Origin of the sequence: Microbulbifer agarilyticus S89 (assembly GCF_000220505.1) — a bacterium.
GTDB classification, from domain to species: Bacteria; Pseudomonadota; Gammaproteobacteria; order Pseudomonadales; family Cellvibrionaceae; genus Microbulbifer; species Microbulbifer agarilyticus_B.
Genome location: NZ_AFPJ01000052.1, coordinates 1 through 15,389 on the forward strand (window position 1 = coordinate 1; position 15,389 = coordinate 15,389).

Genomic DNA, 15,389 nt, shown 5'->3' on the forward strand with positions numbered 1-15,389 from the left:
ACGTACGTTCGTCGTTTTTTTTATGTCTGATTTTCTACGCCCGTATTAAACCTGCTTAGGTCAAATCTGCTTCGGTCAAATCTGGTTCCGCCGCGTCTGCCAGGTAATCGGCCGCGCGTACTGGTCCACTTTATCTTCCACCCCCAGCAACATCGCAAACAGGGCCATACGCACCAGCAGGCCGTTATCGGTCTGGCGGAAAATGGCCAAGCTCGGGTGCTCGTTCAGATCCGGATCGAGTTCGTTGGCTTCCGCACGGGAGTCCCGCGGCAGCGGATGCATGATGACCGTGTTGGGTTCTGCGTGACGCGTGAAAATATCCCGGTTCAGACGGAAGCGCCCGCGGTAGCGATCCGCCTCTTCCTGGGATTCAAAACGCTCTTCCTGAATGCGGGTGGAGTACACAATATCCACCGCCTTGATGGACTGCTCCAGCTGGTCGGAGACCGTCACCTGGTGGCCGGCCTCGCGCAGTTTTTCAATTACCGCCGGCGGCATTGCCAGTTCTTGCGGAGATACGAACACCAGCTGTACGTTTTTAAACAGGCACAGCAGCTTGCACAGGGAGTGCACCGTGCGGCCGTATTTGAGGTCGCCGATCATGGCGATACGGAAGTTATCCAGGGAACCGCCCTTGCCTTCCAGCTCTTTGCGGATGGTGTACAAATCCAGCAGCGCCTGGGTGGGGTGTTCATTGGCACCGTCACCGCCGTTCACCACCGGCACCCGGCTGGCAGCGGCAAACTCGGCAACCGAGCCCGCCTGCGGGTGGCGCATACAGATAACATCGGAATAACCAGAAAGCACCCGCGCGGTGTCGTACAGGGACTCGCCCTTGGCCATGGCGCTGGCAGAAACCCCCACGGTCTCGCGCACGGTGCCACCCAGCAGGTTGAAGGCACAGCCGAAGCTTACCCGGGTGCGGGTGCTGGGCTCGAGAAACATATTGCCGAGGATCGCGCCCTCGAGTACACGGGTCACTTTTTCCCGGCGCGCGTAGGGGACCATGGTGTCCGCTACGGTAAAGATCCGGTCGATGTCGCCGCGCTCAAATTGGCTGACGGAAAGGATATTGGCGCCGATAAAGTCCATTGATGCTCCACTTTATGCACAGGTTTGCGCCGGGATCACCGGCGGCTTGGCGGGCGGTATTCTACGCGGCGGGCCCTGTTTGGAATAGTACGTCTAGACAAGTACGCCTTGAAGAGTAGCTACAACTCAGCCCAATACCTCAGCCCAGCAGCGCGTCGCCCCAGGCCTCCAGCTGATCCAGCAGCGCAATGCGCTCCGGGTACTCCTCTCGCAGGCGCGCAATTTCCTCAAAGTACGGCTCCATGGTAATACTGGCACCGAACTGGGGATCCGTCAGGCGCTGGTAGCGCCACTCCTCCCAGCGCTCTTGTTCATCCTCGCTCAGGGTCTGGGGGAAATTGCGTGCGCGCAGGCGGAAGAGTAGCTCCGGCAGGCGGGAATCGGAAAACGGCACCTCTGCCGCCAGCGCTTCCGGGCCGCGGCCGGCCAGCGCATTGTGCAGCTGCCGGCAGGTATCGCGGTCGGCGTCGTTCATAAAGCCATCGTAGAGTCGCGCTTCTACGTCCTTTTTCGGGAATTCGCCATCGAGGAACACCTGGTGGAGTTTTTCCGTCAGGTCCAGCCCTTGCAGCGCCTGCCAGTTGGCGCGGCAAGCCTCCTTGTCGATTTTGAGCTCGGCTGCACGCTCGTCCGACAGCATATTCGCCGGCGCCAGCACCGGGCAGCGGTTCATATGGATCAATTTCAGGCCTGCGGGCAGCTCCCCTTCCGCCAGTTGATCCCGCGCGGTATACAGACGCTCGCGCAGCGCCTCCGCATCCAGGTCCAGGATCGGTTGCGGGTCCATGGCCAGGTTGGCACAGATAACCGCGTTGCGGTTCACCGGGTGCATGGCCAGGGGCAACACGTAGGTCAGGTGGCCATGGCTGGCGGGCACCTTGCCGGAGATGTGCAGCAAGGGCTTACGCTCGCGCGGATTGAGGATCTTCGCCACTTCCTGCTTGCGGCGCAGCTTGTACACATAGTCGTAAAGCTTGGGCTGCTTCTCGCGGATCAGGCGCGCCATATCGATGGTGGCGTGCACATCGGAGAGTGCATCATGCGCCCCTTCGTGGCTGATGCCGTTGGCGGCGGTCAGCTCTTCCAGGCGGAAAGACGGTACCCGGGTACCGTCGGCGCCATCGCGCTCGGGCCAGACGATGCCCTCGGGACGCAGCGCATAGGTGAGGCGCACCATGTCGATGATGTCCCAGCGGCTGTTGCCAGACTTCCACTCGCGCTCGTAGGGGTCGAGCAGATTGCGGTACAGGGTGTGGCGGGTCACTTCATCGTCAAAGCGCAGGCTGTTGTAGCCCACCCCGCAGGTGCCCGGCGCACCCAGCTCATCGAGGATCTTCTGGATAAACTCGATTTCCGGCAGCCCTTCCGCAAACGCTTTCTGCGGCGCCAGTCCCGTCACCAGCGCCGCCATGGGCTGGGGCAGGCAATCGCTGGTGGGCTTGGCGTAAATCATCAGCGGGTCGCCGACGATATTCAGGTCCTCATCGGTGCGAATACCGGCGAACTGGGAGGGTTTATCCGCTCCCGGGTCTACGCCCCAGGTCTCGTAATCGTGCCAATACAGCGTGGTGCCAGACGGTTTGCCGGACATGTCTTCCCCCTGATTCCTTCAATTGGCGCCATGTTACCCCAGCTGGAGTGCACCGCGCAGGTTGCAAAGCCCCCGCCGCCCATTAAAATCCCGCCTTCTTCTATATTGTCCAGAACGTCCACGGGATAACGCCCCTTTATGAATATTCGCCAGCAGCTTAACGACATTTTCCAGACCGCCATGACCAACGCGGGCATTCCCGCGGAGTGCAGCCCGGCGGTTGCCCCTGCCAAGAAGGCGGGCTTTGGCGACTATCAGGCCAACGGTGCCATGGCTGCCGCCAAGAAAGTGGGCACTAACCCACGGGAGCTGGCCGCCAAGATCATCGACAACCTGGGCGAGCAGCCGATGATCGAAAAGGTCGAGGTCGCCGGCCCCGGCTTTATCAACATTCACCTGAATGATGCCTGGCTGGGCAAAACCCTGGCCACTGCGCGTGCCGATGAGCGCCTGAACATCGCCGCCGTCGCCAGCCCCGAAACCGTGGTACTGGATTACTCCCACCCGAACCTCGCCAAAGAGATGCACGTGGGCCACCTGCGCACCACCATCATTGGCGACGCCCTCGCCCGCCTGCTGGAGTTCCAGGGGCACAAGGTGGTTCGCCAGAACCATATGGGCGACTGGGGCACCCAGTTCGGCATGCTGCTGGCGCACCTGGCGGACCAGATGGAAAACCAGGATGCGGAAGTAGCCCTGGCGGACCTGGAGGTCTTCTACCGCGAAGCCAAGGTACGCTTCGACGAAGAGGAAGGCTTTGCCGACCGCGCGCGCGAATACGTGGTGAAACTGCAGGGTGGCGACGCCGACTGCCTGAAGCTGTGGCAGCGCTTTATCGACATTTCCATCAGCCACGCAGAAGAAATCTACGAGAAGCTGGGCGTCACCCTGAAGCGCGAAGACGTATACGCCGAGAGCCAGTACAACGACGACCTGCCGGTACTGGTGAAAGACCTGCTGGACCGCGGTATCGCGGTGGAAGACCAGGGCGCGATTGTGGCCTTCCTGCCGGAAATGGCCGACAAGGAAGGCAACCCGAGCGTAGTGATCATCCAGAAAAAAGGCGGTGGCTACCTTTACGCCACCACCGACCTGGCGGCCATCCGCTATCGCGCCAATGTCCTGAATGCCAACCGTATTCTGTACATAGTGGACGCGCGCCAGTCCCTGCACCTGCAGCAGGCCTTTACCGTAGCGCGCAAGGCGGGCTACATCGCCGACAGCCAAACCCTGGAACACTGCGCCTTCGGCACCATGATGGGCGATGACGGCAAGCCATTTAAAACCCGTAGCGGTGGCACCGTGAAACTGGCCGCGCTGCTGGACGAAGCGGTAGAGCGCGCCACCGCACTGGTCGCCGACAAGAACCCGGAGCTGAGTGCCGAGGAGCAGGCCGAGATCGGCCGCGTGGTTGGTATCGGCGCGGTGAAGTACGCGGACCTGAGCAAGACCCGCACCAACGATTACGTATTCAACTGGAATGCCATGCTGGCGTTCGAGGGCAATACCGCGCCTTACCTACAGTATGCCTACACCCGCGTACGCAGCATCTTCCGCCGTGCCGGTATTGAGCCATCCGCGCTCACGGGCGACATCACCCTGGGCACCGATGCGGAACGCGCGCTGGCCATCAAATTGAATCAGTTTGGTGAAGTACTGGATCAGGTGGCGAAAGACACCTTCCCCCACGTGCTGTGTACGTACCTATATGAACTGGCCAGCGCCTACATGGCCTTCTACGAGGCATGCCCGGTACTGAAAGAAGGTGTGACGGAAGAAGAGAAGCAGAGCCGACTGCAGTTGTGCGACCTGGTGGCGCGCACCTTGTCTACCGGCCTGGGCCTGCTGGGTATCGAGACGCTTGAGAAGATGTAACTCGGGAAAAAGCGTGTAACAAGAACGGCCTCAGGCGCTTTCCCTGGAAAGCGCCTGCTGCAACACCTGCTGGGCACTGGCTAGGTCTGCGTCGCGGATCAGCCAGAGCTCCGAATTCCAATTCAAATTCCCCGCGCCAAAGCCGTGCCCGCCCTGCGCAGACTCTACCCGGGTTTTCTGGGTCAAAACCGAATAGCCCGCAGACTGCAAAAGATTCTGCAAATAGCTGCCCAGTAGCTGATCGTCCGTTGTGTAAATTTTTCGCGCCATGATGCGAATGAGTAACCTTGCAATCCCTGCTCGGCGGACTTTTGGTCCGGCTGCGAGTCGTCCCCAAATTCTGAAATGATATTTCGTGGAATTTGCCATTCCCCGCCAGACATCCAGTGTCCCTTTCTGGCACCGACGTGCAAATCGGAATGGCATAATAAAAAGATAGACTAGAGGGGGAGGAGGCGCCGTGCGGGAAGGATGAAATACGCGGCGCTGATCGCTTGCTGGCGCCTGTTACCTTGCATTTACTTTTTATTGGAGTTTACCAACTCCAGCGGCCGCACCACATCGCCGTTGGCACTACCTTTGCCATCGGCGGCCATTGTTGGCAGCGATGCCGAGTAGACCTGGTATTTGTTCTTGCCGTGGCGTTTGGCGTGGTACATCGCCATATCGGCTTTTTGCAGAATAGCTTCCAGCGTTTCGCCCTTACCTTCAACCGCGACCACGCCAATACTCATGGTGACAGACACCAGGTTATCGCCGATCTTCACTGGCTGGGCCACGGTATTCAGTAGTTTTTCCGCAAGTATCCGGCAACTATCGCCACGGGCATCGCGCACGAACACACAGAACTCATCGCCACTGAGGCGCGCCACAATATCGCTGGAGCGCATCACGCTGAGCAAGCGGCGGGCAACCACGCACAAAAGCTCATCGCCACCCTGGTGCCCCAGCGTATCGTTCACCTGTTTGAAGTCATCCAGGTCAATAAAAAACAAATGCCCCAATGGCTGTACTTCACCTGACTGGTGCCGTGCCAGCTCCAGATGAAACTCCAGCTGCTCGATCAAACTGTACCGATTATCCAGACCAGTGAGGCTGTCGTGCATGGCGATCTGCTCGAGCTGGGCCGTTTTGCGAGTCACCATCTCGTTCATATCTTCCAGTTGGTCACATACCGCGTGGCCGGTGGTATCGAGAACATCGAGCTCGTCGAATTTTTCCAGGTTTTTGTTCACCGGCTGGATTAGCTGGCGAGCATCATTAAAACGGCCATTGGTCAGCAGCGGCAGCGCCTGCGCCAGTCGGCGTAAACGGACAATGGGACCCCACAGGATTCCCGCAACCGCCGCGCTGAAAATCAGCGCCCCCAGAACCGCAAACAAGAACAGGATTTTTACCGACTCGCTGATGTGCCCCACCTGGGTCGATACATCCTCAATAAACACAAACTGCGGCCCTTCGTCATGCATATCCATTCGCATGGTGCGAATATCGAACTGGCGTTCGTCCAGCTCGTACACCCGCTCCCGCTTCAGCCCAGACATTTGCGGCACATCGGCAGCGACCCGATCCAACAGCGGTAGTACCCGCTCCCGGGAAGTCAGTGACAGAATTTCGCGCTGCCAGTTGGCCAGATAAATACCACCGCTATTGGTTGGCGCCTGCTCCCGCACCGCCGAAAGAATCCCAATATCGGTGCCGGTCATTTCACGGAACCGCTGCAGGGCCTTGACCAGTGGCCGCTCCACCTGCAACACATAATCGCCGGCGCGTGCGCGCATGGGCAGAGCCAGGCTTTGCACACACACAGGATCACAGTGCACCAGCTCCAGCAGCTGGCCGCCCAGCAACACCTGTGCCACCTGTCCCGGGCGCAACTTGCGCTGCGGTGCCCCCCAGCTGTCCACCAGCTGGCTGTCTTCGTCATAGACCTTGAGCGAGTGCAGTACCCAGCTTTGCTGCAGCAGCTCCCACTGCCGGTCCAGCGCTTTGCCCAGTTCCTCCTGGGAGGAAATACGCCCGCGGGGACTGAGCGCAATCAGCTCCGCCAGCCGCACCAGCTCCTCGCGGGATTGCTGCAGCAGGCCGGAAACCTGAAACTGGAAATTGAGATGCCGCTGTTCGCGGTTTTTGGACATCAGGGACTGCAGGCTGCCGTTGCCCAGCAGGATAAAGAACAGGCACACGGCGACGACCAGCATTGCCGAGGAGAGGCAGGCCTTAACGCGCAGCGAGTTGAAGTTTGCCTGTGACAACACGGTGCAATCCCCTGTTCCCTGGGAATGGATACGCACGGCCGCGATCCCTCGGGCCCTGTCGCATTATTGGATTATTCACGGAGTATGGCGCAAATCCCTAGGGTGGCCCGCTCGACCAGCCAGTGCACAGAAAAAAATAGCGCCAACCTGCCCGAAACAGGATATATCTCACAAAAACACGAATACCCCAGCACATTTCGCCCCCCAAACCGGCGAATTGCCCGTAAACACTGCTGTTGCTAAGATGCGCGCCGACCGGCATCCCCACAGACTCGAACTGTCGACGGGGTCATAACGACGGTGTCACAACGACAGAGTCGCGCCGGCAATTGGGCAAGTTCACTTTGCCACACCATTATTACTGAACGTCGAATACGGGAACGGCTGGTCACTCGCCATGCTGCCCCGAAATGAATACGGATCCGTTCGTCCGATCCACTTTGCTATTTTTGAGCGTTAACGCACTCCGGAAAACTGTCCCCGGGTGCTCCCAGCGTTTACAGGAATCCGACCACCATGACCCAGCCTTCCCTCAAGCAGTTGGAACAGCACGACGCCTTTATCCGCCGCCATATCGGCCCGGACGCCGCGCAGACCCAGGCCATGCTCGACACCCTCGGTGTCGCCACCCTGGACGAACTGATTGAAAAGACCGTGCCTGCCGCTATCCGTAAATCCGATGACCTGAACCTGGCAGATGCGGTGGACGAACAGGAGGCGCTGGCGGAGCTGAAAGCGCTGGCAAGCCGCAACAAGATTTTCCGCACCTTTATCGGTATGGGTTACCACGACACCATCACCCCCAACGTGATCCTGCGCAACGTGCTGGAAAATCCGGGCTGGTACACCGCCTACACCCCCTACCAGCCGGAAATTGCCCAGGGCCGCCTGGAAGGCCTGCTGAACTTCCAGCAGATGATCATGGACCTGACCGGTATGGACCTGGCCAACGCCTCCATGCTGGACGAAGGCACCGCAGCGGCGGAAGCCATGGCCATGTGTAAGCGCCAGGTAAAGCGCAACAAATCCAACGTCTTCTTTGTGGACGCCGACTGCCACCCGCAAACCATCGCGGTGGTACAGACCCGCGCGGAACACTTCGGCTTTGAAGTGGTTGTAGGCAATCCGGAAACCGACCTGCCAGAAGAACTGTTCGGCGCCCTGTTCCAGTACCCGGGCTCAACCGGTGTGGTACGCGACCTCACCGACCTGATAGCCAAGGTGCACGCAGCCAATGCGCTGGTCACCGTGGCCGCGGACCTGATGAGCCTGGTGGCGCTGAAAGCGCCGGGTGAAATGGGTGCCGACGTGGTGGTTGGCTGTAACCAGCGTTTCGGTATCCCGATGGGTTACGGTGGCCCGCACGCCGGCTTCTTCGCCTTCCGCGAAGCTTACAAGCGCTCCGCGCCCGGCCGTATCATTGGTGTGTCCGTGGACAGCAAGGGGAAACGCGCCCTGCGTATGGCCATGCAAACGCGCGAGCAGCATATCCGCCGTGAGAAGGCCAACTCCAACATCTGTACCTCCCAGGTACTACTGGCCGTCATGAGCGCCTTCTACGCGATTTACCACGGCCCGGAAGGTCTCAAGACCATCGCCGCGCGTATCCAGCGCCTCACCGACATTCTCGCCTCCGGCCTGAAGGAAAAAGGCCTGAGCCTCACCCACGACAGCTGGTTCGACACCCTCACCGTCTCCGTGGGCGACAAGCAGTCCGAGATTTTCGAGCGCGCCATTGCCGCAGAGATCAACCTGCGCAAAGTGGGTACAGACGCGCTGGGTGTGAGCCTGAACGAAACCACCAAGCTGGAAGACGTTGCCGAGCTGCTGAACATTTTCACCGGTGCAGAGCACGGCCTTGACCTGAACGCGATGGACACCGAGCTGGCCGCCAAAGGCCCCGCCGGCGTTCCCGCCAGCCTGCAGCGCGCCAGCGAATTCATGACCCACCCGGTATTCAACACGCACCATTCCGAAACCGAAATGCTGCGCTACCTGAAAACCCTGGAGTCCAAAGACATTGCCCTGAACCACAGCATGATTCCGCTGGGTTCCTGCACCATGAAGCTGAACGCCACCGCCGAAATGATCCCGGTGACCTGGCCAGAGTTCGGCAAGCTGCACCCGTTTGCCCCGTCCGACCAGGCCCAGGGCTACCGCGAGATGTTTACCCAGCTGGAAACCATGCTGGCGGAATGTACCGGTTACGACGCCGTGAGCCTGCAGCCGAATGCCGGCTCCCAGGGTGAGTACGCGGGCTTGGTCGCCATCAAGAAATACCTGGAAGCGAAAGGTGAAGGCCAGCGTGATATCTGCCTGATCCCGGCGTCTGCCCACGGCACCAACCCCGCTTCGGCGATGATGGTGAGCATGAAGGTTGTGGTGGTTGCCTGTGACAACAAGGGCAACGTCGACATCGCCGACCTGAAAGCAAAAATTGCAGAGCACGGCGACCGCGTCGCCGCTCTGATGGTGACCTACCCCTCCACCCACGGTGTATTCGAGGAAGGCATCCGCGAGATCTGCGAGCTTATCCACAACGCCGGCGGCCAAGTGTATATCGACGGCGCCAACATGAACGCCCTGATTGGGGTAGCCGCACCGGGCAAATTCGGTGGCGACGTATCCCACCTGAACCTGCACAAAACCTTCTGTATTCCCCACGGTGGTGGCGGCCCGGGTATGGGTCCGATTGCGGTGGGCGAACACTTGAAGCCTTACCTGGCAGGCCACCCGGTGACCGAAGTGCCGGGCAACGATCCGGTCAACGGCACTATTTCCGCCGCGCCTTGGGGTTCCGCCAGCATTCTGCCAATCAGCTGGATGTACATCCGCATGATGGGCAAAAAAGGCATGAAGCTCGCCACCGAGACCGCGATCCTGAATGCCAACTATGTGGCCAAGAAGCTGAGCGAACACTACCCGCTGCTGTACAAAGGCAGTAACGGTTTTATCGCCCACGAGTGTCTGATCGATCTGCGCCCGCTGAAAGAAGTAAGCGGTATTACCGAGGAAGACATCGCCAAGCGTCTGATGGATTTCGGCTTCCACGCGCCGACCATGTCCTTCCCGGTAGCCGGAACGCTGATGATCGAGCCGACCGAATCGGAAGCGCAGGAAGAGCTGGATCGCTTCGTACAAGCCATGGCGACCATCCGTCAGGAAGCGGAAGACGTGGCCAGCGGCAAATACAGTGCAGACGATAACCCCCTGCACAATGCGCCGCATACGCAAGACGATGTGATGACCGACGACTGGACCCACCCGTACAGCCGCGAAGTCGCCGGTCGCCCGGCCGCCTGGCTGAAGCACCACAAGGTGTGGCCGGCGTCCAACCGTATCGACAACGTCTACGGTGACCGCAACCTGATCTGTTCCTGTCCGCCGGTTGAGAGCTACATGGACTAAGTCGATTAAGAACACGTAGCCCAGAAACAAAAATGCCGGAGCAGTGCTCCGGCATTTTTGTTTAAGCTTTAAAAAAGGCGCTAAGCCTCTCACGATCTGTCGGCACCCTCCCGACATTCACCACGCACCTCACCACCCTGCGGCGAGACCACTCGATCAATCACAAAATACCCGTCGCGGCAGAAACCCGTTTCCTGGAGTTTAAGCTGTAACGCATGATCGAAGTTCACCCGGCGCGGCCGGCCGAAGCCTTCGTATTGCTTGCCCATGCGCGCGCGTTGGCTGGCGCTCTGGGTATAGGGCCCCTGCAATGCGGGGGCAGCGACTTCCAGTGCGTAAGTAAAACGTTTGGAACCGTTGGCGGAAATCTCGGTGTGAAAAGACTCTTTGATTCCCGGGTTTGGGGCCGCCGGTTCGCTGGCGCAACCACCCAATAATTGGGTCATCAGCAACAGGGCTGCGCCGGTAACAATTGCTTGTTTCATCTTTCCCCCAAGAGAGCTATTTGAGAACTACTTAAATACCACGGTGCGGTTGCCGTGGATAAACACACGTTCTTCGAGCACCCGCTGTAATGCACGGCTCAATACCTGTTTTTCCACATCGCGACCGGCACTGGCCATGTCGTCAGCAGAATAGCTATGATCCACATGAATCACATCCTGCTCAATGATTGGCCCTTCGTCCAGATCATCGGTGACGAAATGCGCGGTGGCACCAATGATTTTTACCCCGCGCTCAAACGCCTGTAGGTAAGGCTTGGCCCCTATAAAGGCCGGCAGGAAGGAGTGGTGAATATTGATGATGCGGTTCTTGAAGTGGGTAACAAACTGCGGCGTGAGCACGCGCATATATTTGGCGAGAATCAGGTAGTCCGGCTCATAGCGGTCCACGATCTCAATGACCCGCTCCTCGTGCTGAGCACGCTCCAGGCCCTCCGCAGGCACCCAGTGAAACGGGATGTCGAACTTTTCCACCAGCGGCTGCAGCACCTTGTGGTTGCCAACCACCGCAGCAATATCCACATCCAATGCGCCGGAATAGCACTTCATCAGGATGTCACCCAGGCAGTGGGATTCCTTGGTGACCATCAGCACCACGCGCTTGCGACCACTGGCCACCAGCCGGCGCTCCGCCCCTTCAGGCAGCGTCATATCCAGGTCTTTCAGGAAGGTGTCATCGTTAAAGATGCCTTCCAGCGCGGTGCGCATAAAAAAGCGGCCCTGCGCGCGGTCGACGAACTCGTCGTTTTTGGTGATATTCAGTTGATGCTTGTAGCAAATGTTGGTGATCTTCGCGATCAGCCCTTTGGCATCGGGGCAGTCCGTTAGCAGTATCTTCTTTTCCATGGTCCAAAATCAGACTATTTATCCAGAACAGTGACTATACACTATGTGCTTTCGTGTACCCGCGACAATGACTAGTTTTTGACCGATTCGTCGAGTTATCTTTTAACCCGAGCGGAATTCAGACTTCTACGCATTCAACCTTTCGTTACGAGACTTTTTACTCAATCCAGGGGCGTTATGGACAAGCAACTCTTCAGTGATCACCTCGCCAGCATTAGCAAGCGTTACGATGCAATCCTCGATGATTGTGGCTTCGACACGCTCAATGTCTTTAGTGGTGCACCCTCGGTACAGTTCCTGGATGACAACTATTACCCATTCCGGGTAAACCCCCAGTTTAAAGCGCTGGTGCCGGTCACCGACAACCCACATAGCTGGGTGATCTATCGACGCGGGCAGAAGCCCAAGCTGCTGTTCTACCGCCCGGTAGACTTCTGGCACTACGTGCCGCCCGCCCCGCAGACCTTCTGGAGTGACGAGTACGATATCGAGCTGCTGTCCAAGCCGGATGAAGCCAAAGCGTTCCTCTCCGGCGAGAACGCGGCCTTTATCGGTGAGACCAGCAAGATGGAAGGCTGGGATATCGGTCAGCGCAACCCGCAGCACCTGATTGACCGCCTGCACTGGGCGCGCGCCTACAAAACACCGTATGAATTTGCCTGCCTGCGCGAGGCCAACCGCATTGCTGTGGGTGCGCACAAAGCCGCGGAAGAGGCCTTCCGCAGCGGCGCGAGCGAATTCGAAATAAACCTGGCCTATATGAATGCTGCTGGCCAGGGCGAGAACCAGATGCCCTACGGCAATATTGTCGGCCTGAACGAGCACGGTGCCATCCTGCACTACACCCACTTATCCACACAGCGCCTGTCGGAGAACGAGCGTCGCAGCTTCCTAATCGATGCCGGTGCCGACTGCCACGGCTACTGTGCCGACATTACCCGCTCCTATGCGTATAGCGATGGCGAGTTCGCGGACCTCATAACGGCAATGCACGAGAAGGAGCAAAAACTGGTGGCGGGCCTGATCCCCGGTACCTCCTATGTGGAACTGCACAGAGACTGTCACCATAAGATCGGTCAGTTACTGCAGCAGTTTGGAGTGATCAAGACTTCCCCGGAAAGTGCGGTGGAATCTGGCCTCACCGGTACCTTTATGCCCCACGGCCTGGGTCACTTCCTCGGCCTGCAGGTACACGATGTGGGCGGCCACCAGACCACACCGGAAGGCGGCACCACGCCCCCACCCGCCGAATTCCCGTTCCTGCGCACCACCCGTACCATCGAAGAAAACCAGGTCTTCACCATCGAACCGGGCCTGTACTTTATCCACAGCCTGCTGTCGGAGCTGAAAGAATCCCAGCTGGCAGATGAAGTGAATTGGGACAAGGTGGAAAAACTGCGGCCTTACGGCGGTGTGCGCATCGAGGATAACCTGATCGTACACAAGGATCGCGTGGAGAATATGACGCGGGACTGCTACTAAGTTTCAACACAAAAAAAGGGCCTGATAACAGGCCCTTTTTTATTTGCAGCTAGATGGAATCAAGCTAATACACTGCGCACCGTGCGTGTCGCTTCCACCATATTCAGCAACGCCGAACCCACCTCTGCCCAACTGCGGGTTTTTAATCCACAGTCGGGGTTTACCCAGAGTTTTTCTTTCGGGATCACCTTGAGTAGCTGCTGCAACCGCTCTTGCAACTCTTCCCGTTCCGGCACGTTCGGCGAATGGATGTCGTAGATCCCCGGGCCGATTTCATTCGGGTAGCCGCCGTCCTCGCCGGCGAACACATCCAGCAAGCGCAAATCCGAGCGGGCGGACTCGATGGTGATGACGTCTGCATCCAGCGCCACAATCGCGTCCATAATCGCATTGAAGTTGGAGTAGCACATATGGGTATGGATCTGGGTTTCCGCACTCACCGCACTGCAGGTGTAGCGGAAGCAACCCACTGCCCAGTCGAAGTATGCTTTTTGGTCTGCCTCGCGCAGCGGCAACCCTTCCCGCAGGGCCGGCTCGTCGATCTGGATAATACCGATGCCCGCCGCCTCCAAATCCTGAACTTCATCACGCAGCGCTTTGGCAATTTGCAGGCAGCTTACCGCGCGCGGAATATCCTCGCGGGGGAAAGACCAGTTCAGGATCGTAACCGGGCCGGTAAGCATCCCTTTTACCGGACGCTTGCTCAGGCTCTGGGCGTATTCGCTCCATTGCACCGTCATCGCCTTGGGTCGACTGATATCACCGGCAATAATCGGCGGTTTTACACAGCGGGAACCATAGCTCTGCACCCAGCCATTGCCGGTGTGGATAAATCCATCCAGCTGCTCGCCGAAGTATTCCACCATATCGTTGCGCTCGGCCTCACCGTGCACCAACACGTCCAGCCCCAGGATTTCCTGCCTGCGAATCGCCTCGGCAATTTCTGCACGCAGGTGCGCGTGGTAACCCTGCTGGCTGATTTCCGCGTTTCGAAACTGTTTGCGTACCTGACGTAATACATCGGTCTGTGGAAAAGAGCCGATGGTTGTGGTCGGTAATAGTGGCAGTTGCCAGCGCGCGCGCTGAACCGCTACCCGTTCGGAAAACTTTTGTGGGCGCCAGGTGCTCTCCAACTGCTCACGCACATCCGCCTCGCTACGGCTTTCGGTTTGCGGGAAAGCCGTGAGTGGCTCAGCCCCTGGTTCCAGTGCCACTTGCAGCTTCCGCAGTTCGTCCAGTTTCTGGCGGCTGTAGGCCAGCTTACTTTTGTGTTCCTCGCCCAATCCCGTTTCGGTTTCCAGGTCCACCGGCGCATGGAGCAGTGAACAGCTGGCAGATATCCACAGCCGGTCGCCGAGCAATTCCGCTTCTTTGTTAAGAACCTTTTGCCATTGGGCCAGATCGGTTTTCCACACATTGCGGCCGCTGACCACACCAACCGAAAGAATCTGGTCTCCACGCAACGCTGCAAACGCAGGCTGCAGGTCTTCGCGGCCGCGCACCGCATCGATATGAATTCCATCCACAGGCAGGTCGAATGCCAGCGGCAGGTTTTCACGCAATGTGGAAAAGTAGGTAGCGAGTAACAATTTGCTGCCACTGGTTTGCGCAAGTGTTTTATACACAGGGGCAAATGCATCGCGCCACTCGGCGGGCAAATCGAGTCCGAGGATTGGCTCGTCGATCTGCACCCACTGCGCAGCGGCATCGGCCAGTTGCGCCAGCAACCGCTCATAGCAGGCTAAAAGCTTGGGCAATAATTCGAGCGCGTTATCCACACCGCGCCCTAACCAAAGGTAGGTCAGTGGGCCAATAATTACCGGCTTTACGTTGTGACCGAGACTTTGTGCCTCTTTTATTTCTGCCAGCAGCCATTCCGCGTCCAGTGTGAACGCCTGCCCCTCTGCAAATTCTGGTACCAGATAGTGGTAGTTGGTATCAAACCATTTGGTCATGGCGCTCGCGGCTACCGACGCGCCGGAAGGTGCGCGACCGCGGGCGAGACGAAAGTACTGGTCCAGCCTGTTGTCTGCCGAGCCGGCCTCAAAGCGCTCGGGGATAACGCCAAACATCAGCGAGTGATTCAGTACCTGGTCGTACCAGGCGAAGTCACCCACGGTCGTGAGCGCCAGGCCCGCCGCCTGCTGGGCCTGCCAGTTCTGGCTGCGTACCTGTGCGCCGGCGGCCAGCAGTGCCTGCTGGTCGATGTCACCTTTCCAATAAGCTTCCTGCGCGCGTTTGAGCTCGCGATGCGCGCCAATGCGCGGGTATCCGAGAATATGTGTCTTTGCCATGCCCTTTCCCCTGGGTCCGTAAAATTCGGGGTTGATTCTG

The 15,389-nt window shown here is 58.7% G+C and carries 10 protein-coding genes; 3 read left to right on the forward strand and 7 right to left on the reverse strand.

Going from position 1 to position 15,389, the window contains the following annotated elements; translation table 11 throughout:
• Positions 1 to 75: 75 nt before the first annotated feature.
• The gene (locus AS89_RS0115210) at positions 76 to 1,092 is read right to left on the reverse strand and encodes an aspartate carbamoyltransferase (protein WP_010133579.1); all 1,017 of its coding nucleotides are present in this window, start codon (positions 1,090 to 1,092) and stop codon (positions 76 to 78) included.
• Positions 1,093 to 1,231: 139 nt separating this feature from the next.
• Entirely contained in the window at positions 1,232 to 2,683 is a 1,452-nt protein-coding gene (gene sbcB, locus AS89_RS0115215) for an exodeoxyribonuclease I (protein ID WP_010133580.1), read from the reverse strand.
• A 138-nt stretch (positions 2,684 to 2,821) separates the two neighbouring features.
• Here sbcB and argS point away from each other — a divergent pair, with 138 nt between their 5' ends.
• On the forward strand, positions 2,822 to 4,558 hold the full coding sequence (gene argS, locus AS89_RS0115220; protein ID WP_010133581.1) for an arginine--tRNA ligase: 1,737 nt from the start codon (positions 2,822 to 2,824) through the stop codon (positions 4,556 to 4,558).
• A 30-nt stretch (positions 4,559 to 4,588) separates the two neighbouring features.
• On the opposite strand, the gene AS89_RS18820 is transcribed toward argS, so the two are convergent.
• Both AS89_RS18820 and AS89_RS0115230 read right to left on the reverse strand, forming a co-directional pair.
• A complete protein-coding gene (locus AS89_RS18820) occupies positions 4,589 to 4,828 on the reverse strand; it encodes a putative signal transducing protein (protein ID WP_010133582.1) in 240 nt (79 codons plus the stop codon).
• 248 nt (positions 4,829 to 5,076) lie between these two features.
• Positions 5,077 to 6,852 (reverse strand): diguanylate cyclase domain-containing protein, encoded by a 1,776-nt coding sequence (locus AS89_RS0115230; protein WP_138976421.1) that lies wholly within the window; start codon positions 6,850 to 6,852, stop codon positions 5,077 to 5,079.
• A gap of 480 nt (positions 6,853 to 7,332) precedes the next feature.
• Between AS89_RS0115230 and gcvP the strand changes: the two genes are divergently transcribed.
• Positions 7,333 to 10,224, forward strand: a complete 2,892-nt coding sequence (gcvP, locus tag AS89_RS0115235) for an aminomethyl-transferring glycine dehydrogenase (RefSeq protein ID WP_010133584.1) — start codon at positions 7,333 to 7,335, stop codon at positions 10,222 to 10,224.
• Between the two features lie 89 nt (positions 10,225 to 10,313).
• Here gcvP and AS89_RS0115240 read toward each other — a convergent pair whose 3' ends face one another.
• Positions 10,314 to 10,709, reverse strand: coding sequence for a hypothetical protein (locus tag AS89_RS0115240; protein WP_010133585.1), 396 nt, complete (start codon positions 10,707 to 10,709; stop codon positions 10,314 to 10,316).
• A 27-nt stretch (positions 10,710 to 10,736) separates the two neighbouring features.
• Positions 10,737 to 11,573, reverse strand: coding sequence for a formyltetrahydrofolate deformylase (gene purU, locus AS89_RS0115245; protein WP_010133586.1), 837 nt, complete (start codon positions 11,571 to 11,573; stop codon positions 10,737 to 10,739).
• A 177-nt stretch (positions 11,574 to 11,750) separates the two neighbouring features.
• On the opposite strand from purU, the gene pepQ reads away from it, so the two are divergent.
• Positions 11,751 to 13,055, forward strand: coding sequence for a Xaa-Pro dipeptidase (gene pepQ / locus AS89_RS0115250; protein WP_010133587.1), 1,305 nt, complete (start codon positions 11,751 to 11,753; stop codon positions 13,053 to 13,055).
• Between the two features lie 59 nt (positions 13,056 to 13,114).
• Here pepQ and metE read toward each other — a convergent pair whose 3' ends face one another.
• A complete protein-coding gene (gene metE / locus AS89_RS0115255) occupies positions 13,115 to 15,349 on the reverse strand; it encodes a 5-methyltetrahydropteroyltriglutamate--homocysteine S-methyltransferase (RefSeq protein WP_010133588.1) in 2,235 nt (744 codons plus the stop codon).
• Between the last annotated feature and the right edge of the window lie 40 nt (positions 15,350 to 15,389).